At 71.8% G+C, this 25911-nt stretch carries 26 protein-coding genes and 1 pseudogene; 9 read left to right on the top strand and 18 right to left on the bottom strand.

Features of this window, described 5'->3' with window-relative positions; genetic code table 11:
- Window positions 1-29 precede the first annotated feature (29 nt).
- The 3 genes from A9977_RS05160 (at window position 30) to A9977_RS05150 (ending at window position 3204) form a co-directional block, all read left to right on the top strand.
- The gene (locus A9977_RS05160; protein ID WP_183023817.1) at window positions 30-857 is read left to right on the top strand and encodes an enoyl-CoA hydratase/isomerase family protein; all 828 of its coding nucleotides are present in this window, start codon (window positions 30-32) and stop codon (window positions 855-857) included.
- Window positions 854-2053: an MFS transporter gene (locus tag A9977_RS05155; protein ID WP_310936088.1), complete on the top strand. Its 1200-nt coding sequence runs from the start codon at window positions 854-856 to the stop codon at window positions 2051-2053. Before A9977_RS05160 ends, A9977_RS05155 begins: the two co-directional genes overlap by 4 nt.
- Window positions 2054-2190: 137 nt before the next feature.
- A complete protein-coding gene (locus tag A9977_RS05150; RefSeq protein ID WP_183023816.1) occupies window positions 2191-3204 on the top strand; it encodes a M48 family metallopeptidase in 1014 nt (337 codons plus the stop codon).
- A gap of 13 nt (window positions 3205-3217) precedes the next feature.
- Here A9977_RS05150 and A9977_RS05145 read toward each other — a convergent pair whose 3' ends face one another.
- From A9977_RS05145 to A9977_RS05095, 11 genes are all read right to left on the bottom strand, one after another.
- Window positions 3218-3940, bottom strand: coding sequence for a GAF domain-containing protein (locus A9977_RS05145; RefSeq protein WP_183023815.1), 723 nt, complete (start codon window positions 3938-3940; stop codon window positions 3218-3220).
- A 7-nt stretch (window positions 3941-3947) separates the two neighbouring features.
- The gene (locus A9977_RS05140; protein ID WP_183023814.1) at window positions 3948-4181 is read right to left on the bottom strand and encodes a hypothetical protein; all 234 of its coding nucleotides are present in this window, start codon (window positions 4179-4181) and stop codon (window positions 3948-3950) included.
- Between the two features lie 111 nt (window positions 4182-4292).
- Window positions 4293-5501 (bottom strand): phosphopentomutase, encoded by a 1209-nt coding sequence (locus A9977_RS05135; protein ID WP_183023813.1) that lies wholly within the window; start codon window positions 5499-5501, stop codon window positions 4293-4295.
- Window positions 5502-5505: 4 nt separating this feature from the next.
- A complete protein-coding gene (gene deoA / locus A9977_RS05130; protein ID WP_183023812.1) occupies window positions 5506-6852 on the bottom strand; it encodes a thymidine phosphorylase in 1347 nt (448 codons plus the stop codon).
- Window positions 6852-7628 carry a deoxyribose-phosphate aldolase gene (gene deoC, locus A9977_RS05125; RefSeq protein ID WP_183023811.1) on the bottom strand — a complete coding sequence of 259 codons (777 nt, stop codon included), beginning with the start codon at window positions 7626-7628 and terminating at the stop codon, window positions 6852-6854. The genes deoA and deoC overlap by 1 nt, the downstream gene beginning before the upstream one ends.
- Window positions 7629-7659: 31 nt before the next feature.
- Entirely contained in the window at window positions 7660-8097 is a 438-nt protein-coding gene (locus tag A9977_RS05120) for a cytidine deaminase (RefSeq protein ID WP_183023810.1), read from the bottom strand.
- Between the two features lie 27 nt (window positions 8098-8124).
- A complete protein-coding gene (locus A9977_RS05115) occupies window positions 8125-9750 on the bottom strand; it encodes an ABC transporter ATP-binding protein (protein WP_183023809.1) in 1626 nt (541 codons plus the stop codon).
- A 3-nt stretch (window positions 9751-9753) separates the two neighbouring features.
- On the bottom strand, window positions 9754-10569 hold the full coding sequence (locus tag A9977_RS05110; protein WP_183023808.1) for an ABC transporter permease: 816 nt from the start codon (window positions 10567-10569) through the stop codon (window positions 9754-9756).
- On the bottom strand, window positions 10566-11510 hold the full coding sequence (locus A9977_RS05105; protein ID WP_183023807.1) for an ABC transporter permease: 945 nt from the start codon (window positions 11508-11510) through the stop codon (window positions 10566-10568). Before A9977_RS05105 ends, A9977_RS05110 begins: the two co-directional genes overlap by 4 nt.
- A 31-nt stretch (window positions 11511-11541) precedes the next feature.
- Window positions 11542-13092 (bottom strand): ABC transporter substrate-binding protein, encoded by a 1551-nt coding sequence (locus tag A9977_RS05100; protein ID WP_183023806.1) that lies wholly within the window; start codon window positions 13090-13092, stop codon window positions 11542-11544.
- Window positions 13093-13133: 41 nt separating this feature from the next.
- Window positions 13134-14030: an alpha/beta hydrolase gene (locus A9977_RS05095; protein WP_183023805.1), complete on the bottom strand. Its 897-nt coding sequence runs from the start codon at window positions 14028-14030 to the stop codon at window positions 13134-13136.
- Between the two features lie 163 nt (window positions 14031-14193).
- Here A9977_RS05095 and A9977_RS05090 point away from each other — a divergent pair, with 163 nt between their 5' ends.
- Entirely contained in the window at window positions 14194-14847 is a 654-nt protein-coding gene (locus tag A9977_RS05090) for a GntR family transcriptional regulator (RefSeq protein WP_183023804.1), read from the top strand.
- A 12-nt stretch (window positions 14848-14859) separates the two neighbouring features.
- On the opposite strand, the gene A9977_RS05085 is transcribed toward A9977_RS05090, so the two are convergent.
- Both A9977_RS05085 and A9977_RS05080 read right to left on the bottom strand, forming a co-directional pair.
- Window positions 14860-15870, bottom strand: a complete 1011-nt coding sequence (locus A9977_RS05085; protein ID WP_183023803.1) for a porin — start codon at window positions 15868-15870, stop codon at window positions 14860-14862.
- A 265-nt stretch (window positions 15871-16135) separates the two neighbouring features.
- On the bottom strand, window positions 16136-16939 hold the full coding sequence (locus A9977_RS05080; RefSeq protein WP_183023802.1) for an alpha/beta fold hydrolase: 804 nt from the start codon (window positions 16937-16939) through the stop codon (window positions 16136-16138).
- A gap of 145 nt (window positions 16940-17084) precedes the next feature.
- On the opposite strand from A9977_RS05080, the gene A9977_RS05075 reads away from it, so the two are divergent.
- Both A9977_RS05075 and A9977_RS05070 read left to right on the top strand, forming a co-directional pair.
- A complete protein-coding gene (locus A9977_RS05075; protein ID WP_183023801.1) occupies window positions 17085-17660 on the top strand; it encodes a cupin domain-containing protein in 576 nt (191 codons plus the stop codon).
- Window positions 17657-18418 carry an enoyl-CoA hydratase/isomerase family protein gene (locus A9977_RS05070; RefSeq protein WP_183023800.1) on the top strand — a complete coding sequence of 254 codons (762 nt, stop codon included), beginning with the start codon at window positions 17657-17659 and terminating at the stop codon, window positions 18416-18418. The genes A9977_RS05075 and A9977_RS05070 overlap by 4 nt, the downstream gene beginning before the upstream one ends.
- 11 nt (window positions 18419-18429) lie before the next feature.
- Here the strand turns inward: A9977_RS05070 and A9977_RS05065 are convergent, their stop codons facing one another.
- Together A9977_RS05065 and A9977_RS05060 are read right to left on the bottom strand one after the other, a co-directional pair.
- On the bottom strand, window positions 18430-19275 hold the full coding sequence (locus A9977_RS05065; RefSeq protein ID WP_183023799.1) for an amidohydrolase: 846 nt from the start codon (window positions 19273-19275) through the stop codon (window positions 18430-18432).
- 31 nt (window positions 19276-19306) lie between these two features.
- Window positions 19307-20275 (bottom strand): tripartite tricarboxylate transporter substrate binding protein, encoded by a 969-nt coding sequence (locus tag A9977_RS05060; protein WP_183023798.1) that lies wholly within the window; start codon window positions 20273-20275, stop codon window positions 19307-19309.
- 269 nt (window positions 20276-20544) lie between these two features.
- On the opposite strand from A9977_RS05060, the gene A9977_RS05055 reads away from it, so the two are divergent.
- The 3 genes and pseudogenes from A9977_RS05055 to fahA all read left to right on the top strand — a co-directional run.
- Window positions 20545-21483 carry a LysR family transcriptional regulator gene (locus tag A9977_RS05055; RefSeq protein WP_183023797.1) on the top strand — a complete coding sequence of 313 codons (939 nt, stop codon included), beginning with the start codon at window positions 20545-20547 and terminating at the stop codon, window positions 21481-21483.
- Window positions 21484-21696: 213 nt separating this feature from the next.
- Complete coding sequence (locus A9977_RS05050; protein WP_183023796.1) at window positions 21697-22251, top strand: carboxymuconolactone decarboxylase family protein; 555 nt, start codon at window positions 21697-21699, stop codon at window positions 22249-22251.
- 62 nt (window positions 22252-22313) lie between these two features.
- Window positions 22314-23588: pseudogene (fahA, locus tag A9977_RS05045) on the top strand (fumarylacetoacetase); the annotation flags it as partial.
- A gap of 93 nt (window positions 23589-23681) precedes the next feature.
- Here fahA and dmpG read toward each other — a convergent pair.
- Genes dmpG through A9977_RS05030 form a run of 3 tightly spaced genes read right to left on the bottom strand, consistent with a single transcriptional unit; the run spans window position 23682 to window position 25899 of the window.
- On the bottom strand, window positions 23682-24722 hold the full coding sequence (gene dmpG / locus A9977_RS05040; protein ID WP_183023795.1) for a 4-hydroxy-2-oxovalerate aldolase: 1041 nt from the start codon (window positions 24720-24722) through the stop codon (window positions 23682-23684).
- On the bottom strand, window positions 24719-25678 hold the full coding sequence (locus A9977_RS05035; RefSeq protein WP_183023794.1) for an acetaldehyde dehydrogenase (acetylating): 960 nt from the start codon (window positions 25676-25678) through the stop codon (window positions 24719-24721). Before A9977_RS05035 ends, dmpG begins: the two co-directional genes overlap by 4 nt.
- The gene (locus tag A9977_RS05030) at window positions 25675-25899 is read right to left on the bottom strand and encodes a tautomerase family protein (RefSeq protein WP_183023793.1); all 225 of its coding nucleotides are present in this window, start codon (window positions 25897-25899) and stop codon (window positions 25675-25677) included. Before A9977_RS05030 ends, A9977_RS05035 begins: the two co-directional genes overlap by 4 nt.
- Window positions 25900-25911: the final 12 nt, after the last annotated feature.

The raw sequence follows: 25911 nt of genomic DNA, 5'->3' as shown, positions 1-25911 counted from the left end.
GGCACCCTTCACCCACCTGGAGTCACCCCATGCAAGAAACAAGCGCCTACCAGACGATCCGCTTCGAGGTCGCCGACGGCGTGGCCCACATCCAGCTGTTCAGGCCCGAGCGGCTGAACGCGCTGTCCAAGACGATGCTGATGGAGATCGATGCGGCCATGAACATTGCGGAGGCGCAGCCCGAGGTGCGCGCCATCGTGCTCAGCGGCGCCGGCAAGGGCTTCTCGTCGGGCTTCGATCTCAAGGACCAGATGGCCCGCAACCCCAAGGGTTCGCAGGTCTGGCGCGAGATCCTGGACCTCGACTTCCACACCACGATGCGCTTCTGGCGCAGCCCCAAGCCGACCATCGCCGCGGTGCACGGGCCCTGCGTGGCGGGCGCCTTCGAGATGGCGCTGGCCTGCGACATCACGATCGCCGCCGAGGACGCCACCTTCGGCGAGCCCGAACTGCGCTTCGGCGCCGGCATCGTGACCATGCTGCTGCCCTGGATCACCTCGCCCAAGCACGCCAAGCGCATCATCCTGAGCGGCCAGGACAAGGTCGGCGCGGCGCTGGCCATGCAGATGGGACTGGTCAGCGAGGTGGTGCCGGTGGGCCAGCAGCTCGAGACGGCAATGAAGGTCGCGCGCAACATCGCGAAGATGGACCCCGAGCTCGTGCAGCAGACCAAGAAGGCGATCCAGCGCACCTATGACATCCAGGGCCTGGAATCGGCGCTGGCCACCGCGCTGGACATCGACCACTCGATCGAGTCGCATGGCTCGCCGGACAAGGTGACCTTCATGGACATCGCGCGCGACAAGGGCCTGCAGGCCGCGCTCGCCTGGCGCGCCCAGCGCTTCGAGGCCGAGTGAAGGGGCTCGGGCGCTGGCCGGTGGCCACCATCGTGGTGGCGCAGCTGTTCGGCACCTCGCTGTGGTTCAGCCCGAACAGCGCGGCCGACGACCTGATGCGCGCCTGGTCGCTGACGCCGGCCGCCTTCGGCCAGCTCACCAGCGCGGTGCAGATCGGCTTCATCGCCGGCACCCTCCTGCTCGCGATGTCGGGCCTGGCCGACCGCTTCTCCGCGAGCCGGATCTTCGCCGTCTCCAGCGTGTTCGGCGCGGCCCTGAACGCGGCCTTCGCGCTGGTGCCGGTGGGCTTCGGCCAGGGCCTGGCGCTGCGGATGGCCGTGGGCGTGTGCCTGGCGGGCATCTATCCGCTGGGCATGAAGATGGTGATCACCTGGAGCCGCGGCAACGCCGGCGCCACGCTGGGCCTGCTGGTGGCCATGCTGACGCTCGGCACCGCGCTGCCGCATGCGATCCGCGCGGCCGGGGGCGACCTGTCGTGGCAGGGCGTGATCCTGAGCTCCTCCTTCCTGGCGCTGGCCGGCGCGGCCGCGGTCTTCCTGCTCGGCGACGGGCCCTACCTGAATGCGAAGCTGCCGTCCGGCCCGCGCGCGGCGCGCTGGGGCGAGGCGCTCGCGGTCTTCAAGGACCGCGCCTTCCGCGCCAGCGCGTTCGGCTATTTCGGACACATGTGGGAGCTGTATGCCTTCTGGACCGTGGTGCCTTTCCTGGTCATGCGCGCGGTCGAACGTTCCGGGGTCTCGGCCGCGTTCCAGCCGCGCCTGGTGTCCTTGCTGTCGTTCGCGATCATCGCGGTCGGCGCGCTCGGCTGCATCCTGGCCGGCGGCCTGAGCCGGCGCTTCGGCAGCCCGCGGGTCGCGGCCGCCGCCCTGGCGGCTTCGGGCGCGATGTGCCTGCTCTACCCCTTCGCCAGCCGGGCCGGCCTGGCCCTCTGCGTGCTGGCCTTGCTGGTCTGGGGCTTCGCCGTGATCGCAGACTCGGCCCAGTTCTCCGCGATCGCCGCCAGCGCCTGCCCGCCGCATGCCGTCGGCAGCGCCCTGGCGATCCAGAACAGCGTGGGCTTCTTCGTCACCGTGCTGTCGATCACGCTCGTGACCTCGAACCTCCACCGCATGGGCGACGCCGTGGCATGGCTGCTGCTGCCTGGGCCGGTGCTGGGCCTTCTCTTCTTCAGGCCTCTGCTGCGGCCGCGGCGATGAGCCGGGGTGGGGAGCGCCTGCCGTGCCCGCGGTGAAGCGGCTCCGGCAGCGGCCCTCCGGACAGGGCCTGCTGCACGGCACACGCTGGCATTTTGCGCGGACATGATGAATACTTTGGTTCAAACCAAGGGGCGATCATGCACACACGCTGCTTCCAACGCACGGCCGTCCTGATGATGTGGGCCGTGGTCTGCATACCGGTCCAGGTCCTGGCGGCCAATGCGGAAGGGGAGGCGAAGAAGAGCGGCGGCTACATGGAGGTCTTCATCAAGGCCGCCCTGCAGCAGGTCGCCAAGCAGGTCGCGGGCGGTTCGGTGCACTACCTGCGCCTGAAATCCTGCCAGGACCCGGTGTACCGCCAAGGCGTGATCCGGCGCGTGGTCGACGTGGTGGGGCCGAAGCTGCACACCAAGGACCCGGACGCCCTCGCGTTGACGGTCGAGCGCAACACGGTCGAGGCGCTCCAATGCAGCGCGTTTTCCGCGGCCGAACTGCGCGCACCCGCGGCGCCGCCATCGGAGCCGCTGCGGCCACCGTCGCCGCCCGCGCCGCCGTCCGCATCGGCACCATCGGCACCGCCGGCGGCACGCGCGATGGCACCCACGGACTGGATCGATGCGGCGCTCAACGGCGCGCTCAGCGGCGACCTCGAGGCCGCCGAGCGTGCCGTCCTTCGGCTGGAAGCCCTGCCCAAGCCCGTCAGGCCCGTGGACCGCGCGTGGTCGAGGGCGCTCAACGACCAGGGGCTGTCCAGGTTCCGGGCGAACAGGCTCGACGAGGCCACGGAATTGTTCCGCCAGGCCGCGGACGCCGACGGCGGGAACGAAGAGGCGGTCAACAACTTCGGCTATGCCTTGCTGATGCGCGGCCAACTGGCCGAGGGCGCGCAGAAACTCGTCACGACGCTCACCCTCGCGCCCCGGCGCGCCAGTGCCTGGATCAACCTGGGCTACTTCTTCGGCCAGACCGGGCAGGAGGACGGTGCCGTGGCCGCCAACATCCTGAGCTACCGCTATTCGCGTGCGCCGAATGTCGCCTTGGCGTCCCTGGTGCGCAGCGCGCAGGACCCGGGCCTGACGCCAGCTTCGCGCAACGCCAGCCGGCGGGCGGTGGAGCGCATCACGGGCCGGCCGCTCGAGGCCGGCCGTTGAAGGCGCGCCTGCCTCAGCCTGGGGCCGAGCCGGTGGTTGGCGTCAGGGGCATCGTCGTGGCCACGGCCAGGGACGGCCTCGGCAGCCAATGCACCAACACCTCGGCCACCAGCTGCAGCAGTTCGAAGTCCTCGTCGGCCAGCGCCAGCGCGGCCGTGTCGAAGTGGCAGAGGGTGCCGAGCACCTGGCCCTGCATCGAGACCAGCGGCACCGCGTGGTACGAGTTCAGCACGCCCTGGTAGACGTTCCCGTCCAGCCGCGTGTCGTGGGCGGAGTTCTCGGTTCGGAACTGACCGTCGCGGATCGCGAACTGGCAGAAGCTCTGGTTGTAGGCCACCGACTGCAGGTTCGACGGAAGGGCTTCGCCGTGCTTGTCGAAGAAGCCGACGTTCACCAGCCGCTGCGCATCGGCCATCGCGTAGACCGCGCTGTAGCGATGGCCCAGCGGCCGGTTGAGCACTTCCAGCGCCGCATCGAGTCCGCGCGTCCTCAGCGCGCCGCAGACCTGCGCGAAGGCCTGGGTCATGCGGGCATTCGGGCCGGTGGCGATCGGGGCCGGCGGGACCTCGACCTCGACCGGGGCATCGGGGATGCAGCGGCAGACCGCGTCGGCATTGAGCACCGCGAGCGAATAGGTGGCGAAAGTGCCGCAGCTCTCCGCCAGGCCCAGCCCGTCGGGGCTGTGCAGCTCCCAACGCCAGCGGCCGGTGGCGTCGAGGGAAACGGCTACGCGCATGGAGAATTCACCTGGATGCCTTTTCGTTCGATGCCGACCGTCCCGCCAGTTCGTCGAGACTCGCGCCGGTCGGCCCCAGCACGCGTGCGTTGGCCACCCCGCGCCGCAGCGCCTGGATCGCGTGCTCGACCTGGATGCGTTCGCTGTAGCTGCCGACGCTTCTGGAAAGCGCCACGCCCTCTGCATTGCGGAGCTCCCATGACCAACGATTTCGCTGCTCGGGAATGATCACGAATTTCATGCGGCCTCCAGGCTCGGCCCACCTCGCGAGAGCGCGGCGCTGGAAGAGCGCTTCGGTGGACCACAGGGAGGAGGATACTCGCGTCGCCCGCGATGCGGGGACCGGCATGCCCTACCAGCAGCGCCGGCCCGCGGCCAGCGCCGGCACCGCCAGGTGCGCCGCGACGGTCTGGCCCAGGTCGGCGAAGCTGTCCCGCTGCCCGAGTTCCAGGGCCCGCGGCACGGACGCACCGCAGAAGATCAGCGGCACCTGCTCGCGCGTGTGGTCGCTGCCGGGCCAGGTCGGGTCGCAGCCATGGTCGGCGGTCAGGGCCAGCAGGTCGCCGGGCTGCAGCCTTGCCAGCAGCCGCGGCAGGAAGGCATCGAAGGCCTCGAGCGCATCGGCGTAGCCGGCCACGTCGCGCCGGTGGCCGTAGAGCATGTCGAAGTCCACCAGGTTGGTGAACACCAGCCCGCCCTCGGCGCAGGCCTCGAGCGCCTCCAGCGTCGCCTCGCACAGCGCGGCGTTGCCGTCGGCCGGGTGGTGGTGCGTGACGCCGCGGCCGGCGAAGATGTCGCGGATCTTGCCGACGCCATGCACCTCGCGGCCCGCCGCCGCCAGCACGTCCAACAGCGTCGGGCCGGGCGGCGGCGTGGTGTAGTCGTGGCGCCCGCCCGTGCGGCGGTAATGGCCCGAGGCGCCCTCGAAAGGACGCGCGATCACGCGGGCGATGCCGAGCTCGTCGAACAGCGGCTTGGCGAGCTCGCAGATCCGGTAGAGGCGCTCGCGCCCGAAGTGCTGTTCGTGGGCCGCGACCTGGAACACGCTGTCGCTGCTCGTGTAGCAGATCGGCAGGCCGGTGGCGACGTGCGCATCGCCGAAGGTCGCGAGCACCTCGGTGCCGCTCGCATGCCCGTTGCAGAGGCTGCCCTCGAGGCCGCAGGCCCGGTACCAGCGCAGCATCAGGTCGGCCGGGAACACCGGGGCTCCGGCTTCGGCCGGCGCCGGGAAATAGCCCCAGTCGAATTCGACCGGGCAGCCCATGAGCTCCCAGTGGCCGCTGGGCGTGTCCTTGCCGCGGCTGCGTTCGCAGGCGGCACCGAAGGCCCCTTCGGGGGACGGGTGCACGGCCAGGCCGGCCGGCCACTGCCCGCTCGCGGCGTGGGCGGCCTGCGGAAAGCCGAGCCTCGACAAGGTCGGCAGCCGCAGCGGCCGGCCGGCATCGGCGCACCACCGCGCGATGTGGCCCAGCGTGTTCGCGCCGCTGTCGCCGAAGTCCGGCGCGTCCGGCGTGGCGCCCAGGCCCAGCGAGTCGAGCACGATCACCAATGCGCGTGCCATGGCCTCAGTCCGCCGAACGCTGGAGCATCACGGGCCGCGGTGCCACCGGCGCCTCGTCGACCTCGATCAGCCGGGCGAGCGCGGCCGCGGCCGCCTGGGCCGCGTCGGGCGTGGCCGCGTGCACGCGCGCCAGCACTTCGCCGCGCGCGACCTGGCGGCCGATCGGCGCGATCTCGGAGAAGCCGACGCGCGGATCGACGCGGTCCAAAGACTGGCGCCGGCCGCCGCCGAGGTCGATCACCCGCAGGCCGATCTCGCGCGTGTGCATGCGCGCCACCCAGCCATCGTGCGCGGCCCGCACCACCGCCTGCTCGGGCGCGGCAGGCAGGTAATGCGCAGGCCGATCGACGAAGTCGGCCGGGCCGCCGAGCGCGCTCACCATGCGCGCGAAGCGCTCCAGCGCCTGGCCGCTGGCCAGCGCGGCGTCGATGCGCGCGAGCGCCTCGTCGGTGCTTGACGCGAGCCGGCCGAGCAGCAGCATCTCCGCGCCCAGCATGCGCGTGATCTCCAGCAGGCGCGGCTCGCAGGGCTCGCCGCGCAGCAGGGCCACGGCCTCGTGCACTTCCAGCGCGTTGCCGCAGCTGTGGCCCAGCACCTGGTTCATGTCGGTGATCCAGGCCCGCGTCGGCAGGCCCGCGCCCTGCGCCACGCCGACCAGCGACTGCGCGAGTGCCTGGGCCTGCGCGCGTTCGGCGGCGAAGGCGCCGTTGCCGGTCTTCACGTCCATCACCAGCCCGTGCAGGCCGGCCGCCAGCTTCTTCGAGAGGATGCTGGCGGTGATCAGCGGCAGCGACTCGACCGTCGCGGTCACGTCGCGGATCGCGTAGAGCGTGCGATCGGCCGGCGCCAGCCTGGCCGTCTGGCCGACGATCGCGCAGCCGGCCGATTGCAGGGCCGCGCGCAGCTGCTCGACCGGCGGCGTGCTGCGGTAGCCCGGGATGCTGTCGAGCTTGTCCAGCGTGCCGCCCGTGTGGCCCAGGCCGCGCCCCGAGATCATCGGCACGTAGCCGCCGCAGGCCGCGACGATCGGCGCCAGCGGCAGGCTGACCTTGTCGCCCACGCCGCCGGTGGAATGCTTGTCGAGGATCGGCCCGGGCAGCTGCGCGTCGGCCCAGCTCAGCATCTCGCCCGAACGCGCCATCGCGTGCGTCAGCGCGATGGTCTCGGCCGGCGTCATGCCGTTGAGGTAGATCGCCATCGCCAGCGCCGCGGCCTGCGATTCGCTCCACGAGGCATCGACCAGGCCCTGGACGAAGGCCTCGATCTCGGCCTGCGCCAGCGCCTGGCCGTCGCGCTTGCCGCGGATGATCTCCTGCGCCAGCGCGGGTGGCGGGGTGGCCTGCGCACCCATCAGTAGCCGCCCTTCGGCATCGCCGCGCTGCCGCGGCCGTCCAGCACGGCCTCGATGTCGTCGAGCAGGCTGCTGGCGCCGATCCGGAAGCGCCGCGGCACCAGGCTCTCGGGGCCCAGCAGCTGCGACTGCAGCGCGATGTAGCTCGCGGCGTCGGCCACGGTGCGCACGCCGCCCGAGGCCTTGAAGCCGACCGCGCGCGCCGCGGGCGTCGAGGCGATGCAGGCCAGCATCGCCTGGGCGGCCGCCGGCGTGGCGCTCACCGGCGTCTTGCCGGTGCTGGTCTTGAGGAAGTCGGCGCCGGCCGCGATCGACAGCACCGAGGCGCGGGCGATCAGCGCCTCGTCGACCAGCGCCCCGGTCTCGAGGATCACCTTCAGCGTGAGCGAGGGCGCGGCCGCGCGCACCGCGTCCAGCAGCGCGCGCACGGCGGTCTCGTCGCCCGCGCGCAGCGCGGCGTAGGGCAGCACGACGTCGACCTCGTTGCCGCCGGCCGCGACGATGGCCCGCGTGTCCTCGACCGCGCGCGCGGTGTCGGTGCCGCCGGCCGGGAAGTTGGCCACCGCCGCCACGGCGATGGTCTCGGGCAGCAGGCGCCGCGCCTGTGCCACGAAGCGCGGCCAGACGCAGACCGCGGCCACGTGGCCGTGCGGCCCCTGCGCGCGAGTGCAGAGGCGTTCGATGTCGGCCTCGGTGTCGGCGTCGTTGAGGCTGGTGAGGTCGAGGCAGGCCAGCGCGATGCGCGCGGCGGTGCCCGGGTCGAGTGGCGGGGTCATGGAATCCTTGAGTTGGGAAGAGGGCGCGCGTTCAGGCGTCGGGCCGCGCCAGGTGGTCGGGGCCGAAGCTGGCGGGCAGCAGTTCGGACAGGGTGAAGTGCGCGCGCAGGCGCTGGCGGTCGGCCACCAGCACCGGCGTCGCGGCGTCGGCGAACTCGCGCAGCTTCTGGCGGCAGCCGCCGCAGGGCGTGACCGGCGCTGCGCCCTCGCCCAGCACCAGCACGGCCCGCACGCGCGTGCCACCGGCCAGCACCATCGCGGCGATCGCGCCGGCTTCGGCACAGGTGCCTTCGGGATAGGCCGCGTTCTCGACGTTGCAGCCCGCATGGATGCGGCCCTGCTCGTCGAGCACGGCGGCGCCGACCTGGAAGCGTGAATAGGGCGCGTAGGCACGGGCCTGGGCGTCGCGGGCCGCGGCCTGCAGTTGCGCCTGCAGGTCGCCGGTCAGGAAGGAAGGGATGTCGGACATGGGCGTGGGCGGAAGGGCGGATCGGGGTCAGGCCGCTTGGTCGGCCAGCACGCGCTGGGCCAGCGCGGTGTGCAGGCGCGGCACGGCGCCGAGCAACTCCTGCGTGTAGGCGTCGGCGGGGCGGTCGAAGACCTGGTCGCGCAGGCCGGCTTCGACGATCGCGCCCTGGCGCATCACCACCACCCGGTCGGCGATCTGCTCGACCACGCCCAGGTCGTGGCTGATGAACAGGCAGGAGAAGCCATGGCGCGACTGCAGCTGCGCGAACAGCGTGAGGATCTGGGCCCGCACCGTGACGTCGAGCGCCGAGACCGGTTCGTCGGCCACGATGAAGGCCGGCCGGCGCACCACCGCGCGCGCGATCGCCACCCGCTGGCGCTGGCCGCCCGAGAGCTCGTGCGCATAGCGCTGCGCGACGTCGGCGGACAGTGCGACCTCGTCGAGCACCTCGGCGATGCGCGCCTGCTTCGCCGCGGGCGTCAGGCCCGGCACCGTGCGCAGCGCCTCGCCGATCAGCGCCGCCACCGTCATGCGCGGGTCGAGCGAGGAGACCGGGTCCTGGAACACCATCTGGCACTGCGCGCGGTAGCGCGCCCAGCCCTCGCCGCCCGGCACGATCGGCTTGCCCTCGAAGCGCAGGCTGCCGGCGCTCGGCCGGATCAGGCCGGCGATGGTCCGGCCCAGCGTGGTCTTGCCCGAGCCGGAGCCACCGACCAGCGCCACCACCTCGCCCGCGCCCACGCGCAGGTCGATGCCGTGCAGCGCGCGGCGCGCTTCGCGTTTCGTGAACAGGCCGCCGCTGCCGGGGTAGTCCACGACCAGGCCGTCGACCTCGAGGACCGGCGGCGCGGCGCTGGGCGCGCGGGTGGCGCCGCGCTGCGGCATCGCGGCCAGCAGCTTGCGCGTGTAGGCCTCCTGCGGCGCCGTCACCAGCGCGGCCGTCGGCCCCTGCTCGACGATGCGGCCGTGGTGCATCACGACGATGCGGTCGGTGTAGCGCGCGATCATCGGCAGGTCGTGGCTGATCATCAGCACGGCCGTGCCATGCTCGCGCGTGAGCCCGACCATCAGCTCCAGCACGTCGCGCTGCACGATGGCGTCGAGCGCGGTGGTGGGTTCGTCGGCGATCAGCAGCGCGGGGCGCAGCAGCATGGCCGAGGCCAGCATGATGCGCTGGCGCATGCCGCCGGAGAAGCGGTGCGGGTAGGCCGCGAGCGCGCCGATCGGGTCGTCGATGCGCACGCGCGCCAGCATCTCCAAGATGCGCGCGCGGCGCTCGGCCGGCGTGAGCCGCGTGTGCAGCGCCAGGCCCTCGTCGAGCTGCCGGCCGATGGGCATCGACGGGTTGAGCGAGGTCATCGGTTCCTGGAACACCATGCCCATGCGCGCGCCGCGCAGCTTGCGCAGTGCCGCGGGCGCGAGCTGCGTGATGTCCTGGCCTTCGAAGCGGATCGCGCCGCCGGTGCGCTGGATGGCCGGTGGCGCCAGGCCCATCACCGAGCGCGCGGCCAGCGTCTTGCCGCTGCCGGATTCGCCGACGATGCCGACGATCTCGCCGGGCCGGACCTCGAAGCCGATCCCGTGCACCAGCGGCGTGCCGTTGCGCAGGGCGAGGGCGAGGTCGCGGACCTCGAGCAATGCGGGACTGTTCATGGCTCAGGCGCCCCGCATGTGGGGATCGAGTCGGTCGCGCACGGCGTCTCCCAGCAGATTGATGCCCAGCAGGGTGAGCGAGATGCACAGGCCCGGCAGCACGGCGAGCCAGGCGGCGTTGGCGATGAAGGGCCGGCTCGCGGCCAGCATGTTGCCCCAGGTCGGCGCCGGCGGCGGCACACCCAGGCCGAGGAAGCTCAGCGCGCTCTCGGCCAGCAGCGCCCAGCCGAACATCGAGGTCGCGAGCACGATCAGCGGCGCGATGCAGTTCGGCAGGATGTGGCGCGCCACGGTGTAGAGCTCCGAGTTGCCCATCACGCGCGAGGCGGCCACGTAGTCGCGCTCGCGCAGCGACAGCACCGCGCCGCGCACGATGCGCGCCACCGAAGGCGCGTAGGCGATGCCCAGCGCGACCACGATGCCGTACTCGCTGGCGCCGAACACGGCCAGCAGGCCGAGCGCGAGCAGGATGCCGGGGAAGGCCAGCAGCGCATCGTTGAAGGCCATCAGCACGCGGTCGGTCCAGCCGCGCAGGTAGCCGGCGAGCACGCCCGCCACCGTGCCCAGGCACACGGCCAGCGTCACGGTGAGCAGGCTGATGCGGGTGCTGGTGGCCGCGGCCGCCATCAGCCGGCTCAGCACGTCGCGCCCGAACTCGTCGGTGCCCAGCCAGTGGGCGGCGCTGGGCGCCGCAAGGCGGCCGCTGTAGCCGATGGCCAGCGGATCGAAGGGGGTCCAGAAGAGCCCGGTCACGGCGGTGGCGACCAGCAGGCCCACGAGCGTGGCGCCGATCGCGGCGTTGAGGGGGACGGCTTTCATTCCTCGCCCACCCGCGGGTCGAAGAAGGGATAGCAGAGGTCGACCACGAGATTGATCATGATGTAGACGAAGGCAACGAACAGGAGGCAGCCCTGGATCACGGGGTAGTCGCGCCCGAAGATCGAGTCGACGAGCAGGCGGCCCAGGCCGGGGATGGTGAAGACGGTTTCCACCACCGCGATGCCGCCGAGCAGGTTGCCCAGCACCAGGCCGATCAGGGTCCAGGTCGGGCCGAAGGCGTTGCGGAAGGCGTGGCGCCAGAGCACCACCGATTCGGACAGGCCCTTGGCGCGGGCATGCGTGATGTAGTCGAGGCGCAGCACCTCGAGCGTGCTGGCGCGCGCCATGCGGATCAGGATGCCGGTCTCGTGCAGCACCAGCGTGGCGATGGGCAGTACGATGTAGACCGCCGCGGCCACCGGGTCCTCGGCGAAGGCCACGTAGCCCACCACCGGCAGCCAGCCCAGCTTGAGGCCGAAGACGTAGAGCAGCATCAGCCCGAGCCAGAAGCTGGGGATGGACAGCAGCACGGTCGCGGTGCCGACCAGCCCGATGTCGAGCTTGCCGTTCTGGCGCCAGGCCGCGAGCATGCCCGCGGGCACGGCGATCGCGGCCGCCAGCGCGACCGCGATGAACACGATGCGCGCGCTCACCACGAAGTGCTCGAGCACCAGCGGCAGCACCGGCTCGCCGGTGCGGATGGAGGCGCCCAGGTCGCCCTGCAGCACCTGCAGCAGCCAGCGCCCGAACTGCGCGGCCAGGCCCAGGTCCAGGCCCAGGCGATGGCGCAGGTCGGCCAGGCTGGCGGCGTCGGCCTGGTCGCCGAGCATCAGCGCGGCCGGGTCGCCCGGGATCAGGCGGATCAGGAAGAACACTGCGACCGCGCTGATGAACAGCGTGGGCAGCGCGGTGGCGAGCCGGCGGGAGACGAAACGCATCATCGCGAGGGGTCCTCGGTACGGGGCCGCATGCTCAGGCTCCCACGCGCGCGGTCCAGAGCCGCGGCTTGCCTTCCCACGGGCTGAAGCCGCTCACGCGCTTGGCGCGGACCCAGACCGTCAGGCCGTTGTAGAGCGTGATCAGCGGCACGTCGACCAGCGAGAGCTCGTGCAGCCGGTCGAAGATCTTGCGCCGCTCGGCCGGGTCGCTCACCACCTTGGCGCCCTCGATCATCGCCAGCGCCTCGGGGTTGTCCCAGACCTTGCGCGGCTGGCGCGTCTTGTCGCCCACGAACTGCTCGTAGCTCAGCGCCGGGTCCAGCCGGCCCGAGTAGGAGAAGGACATCATCTGGTAGTTGCCCGCGTTGTAGCGGTCGAGCTGGGTAGCCCATTCGAGCACCTCGATCTCGACCTTGATGCCCACGGCCTGCAGCATGGCCTGGGTCACGAGCGCCACCTGGAAGCTGGGCATCGGCGCGCGCTTGTTGGCCACCAGCTTGATCGTCTGGCCCTTGTAGCTGCTCTCCTTGAGCAGGGACTTGGCCAGCGCGAGGTCGGTCTTGAAGCCCTTGCGCTGCACCGCGTCCATGTAGACCGAGCGCTCGAACACCGCCGAGTTGTTGGGCTTGGACAGCCCGTCGCTGGCGACGTCGACCAGCTGCTTGTAGTCGAGCGCGGCGGCCACCGCGCGGCGGAACTTCGGGTCCGACATCAGCGGGTCGCGGGTCTGGAACAGCAGCACGTGCTTGGACGAGTCGGGCTCGGGCATGGTCACCAGCTGCGGGTTGCCGCGGGTCTCGGCCACGTCGGAGGACAGCAGCTGCGCGATGTCGATCGAGCGCGCGGCCACCGCCAGCTTGACCGTGGCCGCGTCGGGGATCACCTGGAGCTCGACCTGGTCGACGCTGGGCGTCTTGAGGCCCACGTAGCCGTCGGCCTTGGTTCCTTCGGGCGATTGGTAGCCCTCGAAGCGCGTGAGCGTCACGCCGCGGCCGCGCTTCCAGTCGGTGAGTTGGTAGGGGCCGGTGCCGATCGGGCGGTCCCAGCTGCCGTCGGGCTTGACCGAGGCCTTCTGCAGGATGGCCGTCATGCCGCAGTCGGTGCGCGCCAGCGTGTCGAGCAGCAGCGCGCTGCGGCGGTTGATGCGCAGCACGAAGGTCTGCGCGTCGGGCGCCTCGGCCGATGTCACCTTGAGGTCGTTGCGGCCGTCGAATTCGGCCAGGCAGCGCCACTCGGTCTTCGGGTCCATGTAGCGCTGCCAGCTCCACAGCGCATCGGCCGACGTGAGCTTCTCGCCGTTGTGGAAGCGCACGTCGGTGCGCAGCTTGAAGGTGTAGCTCAGGCCGTCGGGCGAGACCGTGACCGAGCGCGCCAGCAGCGGCTTGACGTCGCCGCCCTCGCCGTAGCCGACCAGGCCCTCGACGACGTTGGCGATCACGCCGTCGGTGTTGTCGTCGCGGTTGACGCCGGGGTTGGTGCTGCGGATGTCCGCCGGCAGCGCGACGGTGATGCGGGTGGCGGCGACGGCCGTGCCGACGGCCGGCAATGCGAGCAGCAACGCAGTGGTGAAGAGCAGGGGTTTCATCGTCGGTCCGGTCCAGGGTTGGGGGGCATGGCCTCAGGGCCTCAGGGCGTCGTCATGGCCAGGGTCGCCGCGCGGTGCCGCGCGAGCTGTTCGGCCAGGTAGGGCTTGGCATGCCGGATGGCCGGTGCCGCATCGTGGCCCGCCCCGGCGATGACTTCGTGCGTCACCGCGAGGCCGGCCGCGACTAGCGAGCGCCGCAGCGTCTCCAGCCGCTCGGGTCGCGAGGCGCCGGCCTGGTTGGCGCCGGGCATCCAGAAGCGGCCGCCCTCGCGGTGCGTGATCTCGCGGCCGTCCAGGTCCTCGGCGCCCACCAGCAGCTGCACCGGCACCTGGCGCAGGGCCGCGCGGTCCAGCGGGCGGCCGAAGCAGGCGGCGATGTCGCGCGTGCCGACCCACCAGTCCTGGCTGTCGTCGACCAGCGTGACCGAGCCCGGCGCGCCCAGCGACGCGGCCCACAGGTGTTGTGGCTGCAGCAGCAGGAAGCGGTTGGCGAACTGCGCGCCGCCCGAGAAACCGAACAGGCCGAAGCGCGGCGCGGCCAGCGCGTAGCGCCGCCGCACGTCCTCGACGATGCCCAGCAGCACCTCGTCGTAGCGGATGCCGCCCTGGCTCAGGTACTTGTAGTCGTCGCCCTTGGCGTCGTCGCCCAGGCCCACCGGAAACAGCGGGCAGACCACCACCACCTGCTGCGCCTCGGCGAAGTCGGCGAACTGGTCCCGGAAGTCCATGAACGTGCGCGGGCTGCCGTGGACCACCACCAGGATCTCGGCCGGCGTCGCGCCCGCCTGGTAGCCCGGCGGCACGTAGAGGCAGTAGTGGAAGCGGGGATCGGCCGAGGCGGCATACACCGTGGTGGCGCCCAGGTCGTAGTAGCCGAAGGCCGGCGGCGCGGCGGGCGCTGCACCGGGGCGGGCGGGGGGATAGAATGAGTGATCCAAAATTAGATCCAAAAATGGTTTCGGCGAATTCTATGGACTTGAATCGAGCTTCGCAACCAGTTTCGTCGCCGGTACGGCACGCATGTCGCGACGCAGGAACGGTGCCATGCCGCGCCGCTATGCTTGGCGCGCCGCCCGCCGCGCGCGTGCACCACGAATGGCCATGAACACCCAGACCCAAGACATCAAGGAGGCGCCCAGGGGCGCGGACGCCGTCGCCGACGCCATCACCTCGGACATCGCCGCGGGGCGCCTCACCAACGGCACCTGGCTCAAGCAGGTGGACCTCGAGCAGCGCTACGGCTGCTCGCGCGCGGACGTGCGCCGGGCGCTGGAGAAGCTGGCGGTCAAGGGGGTGGTGCAGCGCATTCCCGACCGTGGTTTCTACGTGGCGGTGATCGACGAGGCGCGCCACCGCGAGCTGGTGGAGGTGCGCGTGGTGCTGGAGAGCGCGACCGCGCCCGGCATCGTCGCCGCCGCGACCGAGGCCGACATCGCCGACCTGCGCGCGCTGGCGACGCGCTTCGCGGCCTGCATCCGCGACGGCGACGCGGCGCAGAAGTTCACGGCCAACCGCGACTTCCATGTGCGGCTCACGGAGCTCTGCCCGAACCGCGAACTGGCGAAGCTGGCGCTGGACGTGCGCGGCAACATCCCGACCACGCCGGTGGTCCAGTGGTGGACCCAGGCACGCATCGAACGCTCGGCCGAAGAGCATTTCCAGATGGTCGACGCGATCGCGGCGCGCGACGCCGCGGAACTCACGCGGCTGATCGGGCTGCACATCCTGCAGCCCGATTCGAAGCGCGCGGGGTGAAGAGGGCGGCGCTCAGAACAGGTGGTTGATGCCGAGCTCGAGGCCCCGCACGCCACGCCCCGCGGGCGGCACCGTGCCGCCGAGCCCGAAGGCCTGCGCACCCTGGTTGTCGATGCGCGAGAAGCTGCCGTACAGCGTGCTGCGCTTGGACAGCGCATAGACGTAGCCCAGGCTGAGCTGGCGCGCATCGTTGGCCTCCGTGCCCGCGCCGCTCTGGTCGGCGCGGCGGAGGCTGGCCTTCAGCGACCCGCCGGCCAGGGGCACGGCCGCACCGACCTCCACCGTGGTCTGGCGGCGCGCGCCGTAGCTCCCGCGCTGGGCCAGCGCCATGAACTTCGCCCAGCCCGCGTCGTAGGCGGCACCGAGGGTCGTGAGCCGGATTGCGTCACGTCCCGCCACGTCGTCGGTCCGGCCGAAGCCCGCGTTCACCATCAGCGGGCCGGCGGCATAGCCGATCACGCCGCCGCGGTGCCGATTCTCGTTGCGGCCCTCGGCCATGCTGGCCATGACTTCGCCGTAGAGCCCGCCCAGGTCGGGCGGCAGCACGTACTTGAGCATGTTGTCGGTGCGCACGCCGCCGCCCGAGCCCGAGCCCAGCAGCGAAGGCGGCCCGAAGAAGAGGTTGCCGTTGGAGGCCACGCCGTTGGGGCCGAAGGGCGAGAGAAAGGAATACTGCCGCGCGAAGATCGGCACATAGTCGCGGCCCAGGCGCAGCTCGCCCCAGTCGGCACTGGAGAGCGACACGGTGGAACGGCGGCTCCAGAAGGCCGATGCGACGGTGGCGCCGGTGTCGGCCGCGACATCGGCTTCGAGCCAGAACGATGCGGCCAGTCCGCCGCCGAGGTCTTCCGCGCCTCGCACGCCGAAGCGGCTGCCGGCCAGTCCGCCCGAGGCCAGCGTGGTGCTGCTCGAGGTGCCTGACACATGGGTCTGGCGCAGCGCCAGGTCCATGACGCCGAACACCGTGACGCTCGATTGCGCGGATGCGTCGGCGACGAAGGTGCACAGGGCGATGGTGCTCATGGCGAGCGGTGAATGGGGGATGCGCATGCAGGTGGTCTCCGGTTTCTTGTCGATGGCTTTGCCCTCTGTCGGGCGTGGAGCAGGTTAGGCAAAGGAGCGCGTCGAGCCACACCGTGCGATGCAATGCAGTTATGACCGGCGGCGCATCGGAGGCCGGGGCGCGCGCCCATGCGCGGCGCGCCGCTTCCGCAAGCGGTGCGGCGGCGGCGGCGGCGGCGGCGTGGGTGGAACGGAAGAGGGCGCCGGCGATGCAGGCGGCGCGCGCTCAGGCCAACGGCAGCAGGAAGTCGGAGGCTGTGTGGGCGAAGAGCGCCGGCGTCTGCACCGCGGCGAAGTGGCCTGAGGCGATCTCGACGAAGCGGGCGCCGGGGATCTGCTCGGCGATGCGGCGGCTCTGCGCGGCCGGCCGGATCTCGTCGTGCGTGCAGCCCATCACCAGCGTGGGGCATTGCAGCGTGCCCAGCAGCGGCGCCAGGTGCATGCGCGAGGCGACGCGGCTGATCGCGGCCACGCCCTGCGGATCGTTGCCGAGCCAGCGCCGACGGTAGCGCTCGAAGCGCAGCCGCGCCGCCTGCGGCGTGCGCAGCGCCGCGGGGTAGGAGCGCTCGAAGCCCAGGTCGGTGGTGGCGCGCATGCCTTCGCGCAGCACGGTGTCCGCACGCCGCTCCAGCGTGGCCGGCGCCGTGCCCGGCGCATAGCCCAGCGCCGGACTGGCGATCGCCAGCCCCTGCGTGCGCCCGGGGTGCGCATGCGCGAATGCGAGCGCGATGCCCGCGCCCATGGCCGCGCCGGTCAGGCACACCGGTGCGGTCAGCGCCAGCGCGTCCAGCAGCGCGCGCAGGTCGGCCACCATGCCGTCGATGTCCAGTGCATCGCACTTCTCCGACAGGCCGAAGCCGCGCTGGTCGTAGCGCAGCACATCGAAGCGCTGCGCGAACACCGGCAGGGCCTCGTCCCAGCTCTCGATGGCACCGCCGATCTCGTGCACGAGCACCAGCGTGCGCGCCGCGCCGCGGCGTTGCAGGTCGTAGCGAAAACTCGCGCCGTTGGCTTCGATCCAGTTCGTCATGGGCCGCGATTCTAGGAACGCCAACCGCGCATGCCATAGCGGCGATCGCATAGCTGAACCGCCTGCGCGCAGGGAGCAGCCACGGGTGCCGGGCGCCAGACTCGTGTGCGTGTTCGACCCACTCCCCCCACAAGGATCCACTGCCGTGCCCGTACCGCTGCCCCCCATCCGACGCCTCGTCACCGGCCATGACGCCCAGGGGCGTTCCTGCTTCGTCTCCGATGCCCCGATGACCGCGCCCTACCACCCGGGACAGAACCCCGCCCATGCAATCCACGAGATCTGGCAGAGCACGCGGACGCCGGCCTCCAACCACGATGCGGGCTTCTCGCCGTCGCTCGCCGACACTTTCCGGCTGGCGCCACCCGAGGGCGGCACCGTGCTGCGGGTGATCGACCTGCCGCCCGACACGCAGCGCGACTTCACCCAGCTCAAGCAGGTGTTCGAGGTCTATGGCGCGCCCGAGGCGCTGACGGGCGAACGCCTGCGCCATCCGGCCTTCCATCGCACCCGTTCGCTCGACTATGCGGTGGTGCTCGACGGCGAGGTGTGGGCGCTGATGGACGAAGGCGAGACCTTGATGCGCACCGGCGACCTGCTGGTGCAGCGCGGCACCAACCACGCCTGGAGCAACCGGAGCGAGCGGCCCTGCCGGCTGTTGTTCGTGCTGATCGATGCCGAGCCGCTGGCGCTGGCGGCCGGCGCTAAGGCGCAGCCATGAGCCGCTTCGAGGACTATGCGACGCGCTACCGCTTCATCCGCATGCGGCGCGAGGACGGCATCCTCGAGATGATGCTGCACACCGAGGGCGGGCCGCTGCGCTGGAACCTCCAGGCCCATGGCGAACTGGAGCAGGCCTTCCTCGACGTGGGCCGCGACAAGGACAACGAGGTGGTCATCCTCACGGGCTGCGGCGACGCGTTCTCGGGCCCGGCGGTGCAGCCCGGCGGCCATCGGCTCAGCGGCACCATGACGCCCACCACCTGGGACCATCTCTACTGGGAAGGCAAGCGGCTGCTGCACAACCTGCTGGACATCGAGGTGCCGATGATCGCCGCCGTCAACGGCCCGGCCGTGCGGCATGCCGAGATCCCGGTGCTGTGCGACATCGTGCTCGCGTCCGAGCAGGCCGCCTTCCAGGACTCGGCGCACTTCAACGGCGGCCTGGTGCCGGGCGACGGCATGCATGTGGTCTTCCCCGCATTGCTGGGCGGCAACCGCGGGCGCTATTTCCTGCTCACGGCCCAGACGCTGTCGGCGCGGCAGGCGCAGGAATGGGGGCTGGTCCATGAAGTGCTTCAGGCCGACGAGTTGTTGCCGCGCGCCTGGGCGCTGGCGCGGCAGCTGTTGCAGCAACCCCGGCTGGTGCGGCGCTACACCCGCGTGCTGCTCACGCAGGACCTGCGCCGCCGCATGCACGACCTGCTGGGCTACGGCCTGGCGCTCGAGGGCCTGGCCGCGACCGATCGCGGCGGCTGAGCCGCCTGCGCTCAGCCGTAGAGGGCGGCGGGGTTCGTCACCAGGATGCGCTGCACGGTCGCGTCGTCGCCCACCCACTGCGTGAAGGTCCGCAGCAGCCGGGCGGCATCGGGCGCGGGGCTCACGCGCAGGTGGGGCCAGTCGCTGCCCCACAGCAGGCGTTGCGGGTTCGCCCGCACCAGCCGGTCGTGGAAGGGGCGGCCGGCTTCGAGGTCGGTCATGCCGAGCACGTTGCGGTAGACGCAGAGCTTGACCCAGACATGGCCGCATTCGAGCAGCTCGAGCAGGCAGCGGAAGCCCGAGCCGTCCACGCCCGCGCCGAGGTCGAAGCCGCCCATGTGGTCGATCACCACCGGCACCGGCAAGGCCTTCAGCCGCGCCGCGACGCCGGGCAGGCTGGCGCTGTCGGTCCAGAGCTCCGCATGCAGGCCATGGTCGGCGAGCGTGCCGGCCATGCGGCCGAGATCGTCGAAGGAGGCGCTGCCGGGCAGGTTGGCGCCGTGCCGGTGGCTGAAGCGCGCGCCGCGGATGCCCCGCGCACGCAGTCCTGCCAGCGTCAGCGCCATCCCGGGTCGCACGACGACCACGCCCCGCAGCGCGGGATGCTGCGCCAGCGTGTCCAGCAGCAGCCGATGGTCTTCGCCGTAGGCGCCGGGGTGGACCAGCACGCCGTGCGACAGGCCCAGCCGCTGCAGCAGCGCGAAGTACTGCGCGACCGTGGCTTCGGGCGGGGTGTGCGTGCTGTGCGGGGCCAGCGGGTAGCGCCGGTAGGGGCCGAACAGGTGGGCATGGCAGTCCCAGCCTGCGTTCTCCGTGACGCCCGAAGGTGATTCCGTGGTGGGAGGGAGGGGGCTCATCCGCAAGGACTCGGGCGCATGGACTTCATGCTCACTCCAGCCGGATGCCGACCGACACCGCAATCGGCCCCCAGCGGCCGGCCTCGCTGCGCACGAAGGCTTCGAAGGCCTCGGGCGAGCCGGCGACGATCTGCGCGCCCAGCTTGGTCACCGCCTCCTGCACGTCGGGCTCCTTGAGCACGCTCACCACCGACCGGTTGAGCTTCATCACCACCTCGCGCGGCGTCTGCGCGGCCGCGAACAGGCCGAACCAGCTGGTGGCCTGCACCGACGGGTAGCCGGCCTCGGCCGTGGTCGGCACCTCGGGCAGCATGGGCGAGCGCTGCGCGCTGGTCACGGCCAATGCCTTGAGGCGGCCGCCCTGCAGTTGCGCCGGCAGGCCCGGCATGTCGAGGATGCCGACTTCGGTGTCGCCCGCCATCAGCGCGGTCAGCGCGGTGCCGGCGCCCTTGTACGGCACGTGCTGCATGTCGATGCCGGTCTCGCGCTTGAGCAGCTCGGAGGCGATGTGGTTCGAGTTGCCCGCGCCGGAGGAGGCGTAGTTCAGCGTGCCGGGGCGCGCCCGCGCTGCCTTGATCACGTCGCCCAGCGAATTGAAGCGCGAGGCGCCGCTGGTGAGCACCACCATGGGCGCGGTCACCAGTTGCGTGATCGGCTGCAGGTCGCGCAGCGGGTCGTAGGGCAGCCGCGCCACCGAGGGCAGCACGACCAGCGGGCCCGGGCCGACCAGCACCAGGGTGTAGCCATCGGGCCTGGACTTGGCCACCAGGTTCACGCCCAGCGTGCCGCCAGCGCCGGCCCGGTTGTCGACCAGCACCGGCTGGCCGAGCAGCGGCGCGAGCTTGTTCGAGACGACCCGCGCCAGTGCATCGGCCGGCCCGCCGGGCGGGAAGGGCACGATGATGCGGATCGGTTGCGAGGGGTAGCTGCCCTGGGCATGCGCGGCCATGGCGAGGGCCAGCGCGGCGGTGCCAAGCAGTGCGCGGCGAAGGGGGTTCATTTCTTATCTCCTGGATGGTCTGGCGGACTCGCGGCAGCTTGGCGCGGTGCCGGGACGCCGGTCGTCCGACGCGGGGTACAGCGCGACTCTAGGCGCCATCGTGTCGCCTGGCCCCGGCCGCGGGCGATACCAGCTATGCCTGTGCGGCACTGGATCGGCGGGGCCTTTCGCCCCCCTCGCTTGATAAGATCGCCGACCGATTCCTGACGCGATGCGAACGACGTCGTCGTCACGCCGGAGCCGCGGTTTCGGCCGCGCGCCGCCTTCTTATGAAACTCTTGCATCTCGATCTCACCCGCTGGAAGGTGTTCGTGGAAGTGGCCGAGGCCGGGAGCCTGACCAAGGCCGCGATCGCGCTGGGCACGGTGCAGCCGGCCGTGAGCCGGCAGATCCATGCGCTGGAGCGCGAATGCGGCGGCGCCCTGTTCCATCGCAATGGCCGCGGCGTGGCGCTGACCGACCTGGGCCAGCGCACCTACCCGCGCGTGCTGTCGCTGCTGCGCGAAGCCGCCGATGTGTTCGAGGAGATCCACGCCAGCGCGGCCCTGCCCTCGGGCGAGGTCCGCATCGGCATCCTCTCGTCCACCACGCAGCACATCGTGGGACCGCTGTGCCGGCTGGTGCAGAAAAGGATGCCCGGTGTGCGGCTGCAGTTCACCGACGGCTCCAACCGGCAGCTCGACGAGTGGCTGGCCAACGGCAAGCTCGACCTCGCGCTGCTGTTCGACGACGGACGCAACCTGGAGCACAAGACCGAGCAGGTGGCGCTGGCCCAGGCCTTTCTCGTCGGGCCGCGGGGCGATGCGCTCACGGCCGGCGCCGCGGTGCCATTCGAGCGGCTCGACGGGCTGCAGCTGGTGCTGCCCAGCCGCCCCAACGGGCTGCGCAGCCGGCTCGAGGCGATCGCCCGCGAGCGCGGCGTGGCCTTCGACGTGATCGCCGAGGCCGAGTCGATCCACATCCTCAAGCAGATCGTCATGCATCACGCGGCCTACACCGTGCTGGTCCAGCAGGCGGTGGCCTGGGAGGTCGAGGCCGGTCAGTTGCAGGCCGCGCCGATCGAGGACCCTGCGATCGTGCGCACCGTGGTGCTGGGCGAGAACGCCACGCGCAACAGCACCCGCGCCACGCGCGAGGTGCGCGCGCTGGTGCTGCAGCTGGCGCGCGAACTCGAGCAGCGCGGCACCTGGTCGGTGGCGCCGCGCTGAGGGCGGGCCCGGCGATGCCCAGCGCGCTATGCCTGCTATGCGCGCGTGCCGGTGGCCTCGACGCGCCGAAGCCTTAGCCTTGCGCCATCGCCATTCCGGCGCCGCTTCCATCCCCATCCCCATCGCCATGCATGACACGCGCGCATTGATGCTGCTCATTCCTTCCCCGACCCCCTTGCAGGCCCGCGCTGCCACCCCGCAGGGAGGCCGCCGATGAATGCGCCCCGCATCACCGCGCCGCCGGCCGAGGCGTTGGACGCGGCCCAGCGACGCCTGCTCGAGCGCACGGCCGCGGCGCTCGGTGCGGTCGTCGGCCCCCGGACGATCCTGGTCCACGACCTGCCGCTTGCCCAGGCCTGGGCCGGGCTGGGCGATGCGCTCAAGGCCTCGGGGCTGCCGGCGCGTGCGCGCGAACTCACGATCCTGCTGGTGGCGCGCCACTGGCGGGCGGGCTTCGAGTGGCTGGCGCACGCGCCCGCGGCACGGGAGGCGGGCCTGTCCGAGGCCGTGATCGACGCGCTCCGGCGCGGCCGGGTGCCGGCCTTCGACGATGCGCTCGATGCCGCGGTGCACGGCTACTGCGCCGCCTTGCTCGCCACGCGCCAGGTCGACGACGAAACCTACGCGCGTGCCTGGCAGGCGCTGGGCACCGTGGGCCTGGTCGACCTGACCGCGCTGCTGGGCCACTACACCAACGTGGCGATCACGCTGGTGGCGCATCGGGTGGCCTTGCCGCCCGGCGTGGCCGACCCTTTCGACGGCGTCTGAGGCCGTCCGGCGCCGCGGCCGCGCGCGCCGCTCCATCGCACTCCCGATCCGGCATCGCAGGCATGGCGCCGCGGCGCCGTGTCGCGCCCGTCCTCTCGACCGAAAGCCATTCCATGCTCAACGAAACCCACGACCCGGCCCTGCGAAGCTGGGTCCCCGCCAGCGCCGCGGACGCCGCCGACTTTCCGATCCAGAACCTGCCTTTCGGCCGCTTCGTCTCGCCGCTCACCGGCCGGCCCACGCTCGGGGTCGCGATCGCCGACGCCGTGCTGGACCTCGTGGCCGCGACCGATGCGGGCGTGCTGGGCGGCGCGGCAGCGCAGGGTGTGCGCGCCTGCCGGGACGGCTGGCTCAACGGCCTGATGGCGCTGCCGGCAGGCCATGCATCGGCACTGCGCCGCGATCTCTCGCGGGCCTTGCGCGCCGATGCGTGCATCGACAGACGCCTGCATGCCTGCCTGTTCCCGCGCCACGGGCTCACGATGCTGCGGCCGGTCGACGTGCGCAACTTCTCCGACTTCTACACCTCCCTGCACCATGCGCGGAACTGCGGGCAACTGCGGCGCCCCGACAACCCGGTGCTGCCGAACTTCCATGCCCACCCGGTGGCCTACCACGGCCGCGCCTCCACGCTGGGCGCGAGCGGCACCGCGTTCCATCGGCCCATGGGACAGTTCCTGCGGCCGGGCGAATCGGTGCCCGTCTTCGAGGCCAGCCAGGCGCTCGACTTCGAATGCGAACTGGGCGTGTACGTGGGGCAGGGCAGCGCGCTGGGCGATCGCATCGCGCTCCAGGATGCGCCGCGGCATGTGTTCGGCTTCAGCCTGCTGAACGATTGGTCGGCGCGCGACCTGCAGGCCTGGGAGTCCAGCCCGCTGGGGCCCTTCCTGTCCAAGAGCTTCTTCTCCACGGTGGGCGACTGGGTCGTGAGCGCCGAGGCGATGGCGCCTTTTCAGGTCCCGGCCGCGCCGCGCGAACCAGGCGCAGCACCCCTGCTGCCCTGCTTGGACGAGGCGTCGGACCGGCTGCGGGGCGGGCTGTCCATCGACCTGGAGATCCGCTTGCGGACGCCCGCGATGCGGCGCGCCCGCAGCGCACCGGCGGTGCTCGCGCGCCCGCGCTTCGCCGACCAGTACTGGACGGTGGGCCAGATGCTCGCGCACCAGGCGAGCAACGGCTGCCGGCTGGAGACCGGCGACCTGCTGGGCAGCGGCACCGTCTCCGGCCCGACGGACGATCGGCTGGGCTGCCTGCTCGAACTGACGCGGGCGGGCCGGCGCGGCGTCACGCTGCCCAATGGCGAGGAGCGCACCTACCTCGAAGACGGCGACGAGGTGCTGATCTCCGCGCGCAGTGCCGCGCCGGGCTTCGTGCCGATCGGCTTCGGCGCCTCCAGGGCATGGTGCTGCCCGCGCGCCGTTGAGGCCGGCTCAGCTGGAATGCGCCGCCGCCTGTTCGCGCGGCTTGAGCAGGTCCAGCGCCACGTCGACGATCATGTCTTCCTGGCCGCCGACCATCTTGCGCCGGCCCAGCTCGACCAGGATGTCCACGGTCTTGAGGCCGTACTTCTGCGCCGCGGCCTCGGCATGGCGCAGGAAGCTCGAGTACACGCCGGCATAGCCCAGCGCCAGCGTCTCGCGGTCCACGCGCACCGGGCGGTCCTGCAGCGGACGCACCAGGTCGTCGGCCGCGTCCATCAGGCGGTAGAGGTCGCAGCCGTGGTTCCAGCCCAGGCGCGCGGCCGCGGCGATGAAGACCTCCAGCGGCGCGTTGCCCGCGCCCGCGCCCATGCCGGCCAGGCTGGCGTCGATGCGGTCGCAGCCTTCCTCGACGGCGGCGATGGAGTTGGCCACGCCCAGGCTCAGGTTGTGATGCGCATGGATGCCGGTGGCGGTCTCGGGCCTGAGCACCTCCTTGAAGGCGCGGAAGCGATCCCGCACGTCCTGCATGCCCAGCGCGCCGCCGGAGTCGACCACGTAGACGCAGGTGGCGCCATAGCTCTCCATGAGCTTCGCCTGCTCGGCCAGCTTCTGCGGCGTGGTCATGTGGCTCATCATCAGGAAGCCCACCGGGTCCATGCCCAGTTCGCGCGCGTACTCCAGGTGCTGGCGCGAGACGTCGGCCTCGGTGCAGTGGGTCGCCACGCGCACCACGCGCGCGCCGGCGTCGTAGGCATTGCGCAGGTCGTGCGTGGTGCCGATGCCGGGCAGCAGCAGGGTCGCGATCTTCGCCTGCTTGACGCTCTCGGCGGCGGCGGCGATCCACTCGACGTCGGTGTGGGCGCCGAAGCCGTAGTTGAAGCTGGAACCCTCCAGGCCGTCGCCGTGCGCGACCTCGAGGCTGTCGACGCCGGCGGCGTCGAGCGCGGCCGCGATGGCGCGCACATTGGCCAGGCTGTACTGGTGGCGGATCGCGTGGCTGCCGTCGCGCAGCGTCACGTCGGAGATGTAGAGTTTCTTGGCGGTGGTCATGCTGCTTCCTTCAGGCCGCGCGCGATGCCGGCGGCGATGCGGCGCCGGGCCATCATGTCGGCGCAGGCCAGGGCGGCCGAGGTCATGATGTCGAGGTTGCCGGCGTACGCGGGCAGGTAATGGGCGGCGCCCTCGACTTCGAGGAACACCGAGGTCTTGAGGCCGTGGCGCAGGCCCAGGCCGGGGATGTTGAGCGGCGCCTCGGGCGGCACCACGTCGAACTGCACGCGCTGCTTCAGGCGGTAGCCCGGCACATAGGCCTGCACGCTCGCCACCATCTGCTCGATGCTGCGCTCCACCGCGGCTTGGTCGGCGGGCTCCGACAGCACGAACACCGTGTCGCGCATGATCAGCGGCGGCTCGGCCGGGTTCAGCACGATGATGGCCTTGCCGCGCTGGGCGCCGCCCAGCTTCTCGATCGCGGCGCGCGTGGTCTCGGTGAACTCGTCGATGTTGGCGCGCGTGCCCGGGCCGGCGGACTTGCTGGAGATCGAGGCCACGATCTCGCCGTAGTAGACCTTGGCCACGCGCGAGACGGCCGCCACGATCGGGATCGTGGCCTGCCCGCCGCAGGTCACCATGTTCATGTTGCTGGCGTTCTCGGCCTCGAGGTTGATCGCCGGGATCACATAGGGGCCGATGGCCGCGGGCGTCAGGTCGATCACCTGCACGCCGTGCTGCTGCAGCACCTCGTTGTGGCGGGCATGCGCGCCGGCCGAGGTGGCGTCGAAGACGATGTCGATGTCGGGGAAGACGTCGAGCGCGAGCAGGCCGTCCAGGCCCTGGGCCGTGGTCGCGACGCCCAGGCGGGCGGCGCGCTGCAGGCCTTCCGAGGCCGGGTCCACGCCGACCATCGCGCCCATCTCCAGGTGCTGGCTGTTGCGCATCACCTTGATCATCAGGTCGGTCCCGATGTTGCCGGGGCCGATGATCGCGACCTTGAGCCGGGCGCTCACGATGCCGGCTCCGCTTTGGCCGCCTTCTTCTCGGCCTCGATGTCGCTGCGCGTGCGGTCGCCGATGGCCCAGTGGGTGTGCGGCACCTCGGTGGCGACGACGCGGATGGTCTCCAGCGGCGCGCTGAGCGTCTGGTGCACGACGCGCGCGACCTCCCGCAGGCATTGGCTCACGGTGGCGGCGTCGCGCCCCTCGAGCATCTGGATGTGGACGATGGGCATGGGTTTCCCTTG

Origin of the sequence: Variovorax sp. UMC13 (assembly GCF_014170375.1) — a bacterium.
GTDB lineage: Bacteria > Pseudomonadota > Gammaproteobacteria > Burkholderiales > Burkholderiaceae_C > Variovorax.
This window is presented reverse-complemented; position numbering and strand designations above follow the sequence as displayed.

Coding starts and splice junctions, on each gene's coding strand:
- A9977_RS05160 (WP_183023817.1), top strand. CDS start 30: ATGCAAGAAACAAGCGCCTACCAGACGATCCGCTTCGAGGTCGCCGAC.
- A9977_RS05150 (WP_183023816.1), top strand. CDS start 2,191: ATGCACACACGCTGCTTCCAACGCACGGCCGTCCTGATGATGTGGGCC.
- A9977_RS05145 (WP_183023815.1), bottom strand. CDS start 3,940: ATGCGCGTAGCCGTTTCCCTCGACGCCACCGGCCGCTGGCGTTGGGAG.
- A9977_RS05140 (WP_183023814.1), bottom strand. CDS start 4,181: ATGAAATTCGTGATCATTCCCGAGCAGCGAAATCGTTGGTCATGGGAG.
- A9977_RS05135 (WP_183023813.1), bottom strand. CDS start 5,501: ATGGCACGCGCATTGGTGATCGTGCTCGACTCGCTGGGCCTGGGCGCC.
- deoA (WP_183023812.1), bottom strand. CDS start 6,852: ATGGGTGCGCAGGCCACCCCGCCACCCGCGCTGGCGCAGGAGATCATC.
- deoC (WP_183023811.1), bottom strand. CDS start 7,628: ATGACCCCGCCACTCGACCCGGGCACCGCCGCGCGCATCGCGCTGGCC.
- A9977_RS05120 (WP_183023810.1), bottom strand. CDS start 8,097: ATGTCCGACATCCCTTCCTTCCTGACCGGCGACCTGCAGGCGCAACTG.
- A9977_RS05115 (WP_183023809.1), bottom strand. CDS start 9,750: ATGAACAGTCCCGCATTGCTCGAGGTCCGCGACCTCGCCCTCGCCCTG.
- A9977_RS05110 (WP_183023808.1), bottom strand. CDS start 10,569: ATGAAAGCCGTCCCCCTCAACGCCGCGATCGGCGCCACGCTCGTGGGC.
- A9977_RS05105 (WP_183023807.1), bottom strand. CDS start 11,510: ATGATGCGTTTCGTCTCCCGCCGGCTCGCCACCGCGCTGCCCACGCTG.
- A9977_RS05100 (WP_183023806.1), bottom strand. CDS start 13,092: ATGAAACCCCTGCTCTTCACCACTGCGTTGCTGCTCGCATTGCCGGCC.
- A9977_RS05090 (WP_183023804.1), top strand. CDS start 14,194: ATGAACACCCAGACCCAAGACATCAAGGAGGCGCCCAGGGGCGCGGAC.
- A9977_RS05085 (WP_183023803.1), bottom strand. CDS start 15,870: ATGAGCACCATCGCCCTGTGCACCTTCGTCGCCGACGCATCCGCGCAA.
- A9977_RS05080 (WP_183023802.1), bottom strand. CDS start 16,939: ATGACGAACTGGATCGAAGCCAACGGCGCGAGTTTTCGCTACGACCTG.
- A9977_RS05070 (WP_183023800.1), top strand. CDS start 17,657: ATGAGCCGCTTCGAGGACTATGCGACGCGCTACCGCTTCATCCGCATG.
- A9977_RS05065 (WP_183023799.1), bottom strand. CDS start 19,275: ATGAGCCCCCTCCCTCCCACCACGGAATCACCTTCGGGCGTCACGGAG.
- A9977_RS05060 (WP_183023798.1), bottom strand. CDS start 20,275: ATGAACCCCCTTCGCCGCGCACTGCTTGGCACCGCCGCGCTGGCCCTC.
- A9977_RS05055 (WP_183023797.1), top strand. CDS start 20,545: ATGAAACTCTTGCATCTCGATCTCACCCGCTGGAAGGTGTTCGTGGAA.
- A9977_RS05050 (WP_183023796.1), top strand. CDS start 21,697: ATGAATGCGCCCCGCATCACCGCGCCGCCGGCCGAGGCGTTGGACGCG.
- dmpG (WP_183023795.1), bottom strand. CDS start 24,722: ATGACCACCGCCAAGAAACTCTACATCTCCGACGTGACGCTGCGCGAC.
- A9977_RS05030 (WP_183023793.1), bottom strand. CDS start 25,899: ATGCCCATCGTCCACATCCAGATGCTCGAGGGGCGCGACGCCGCCACC.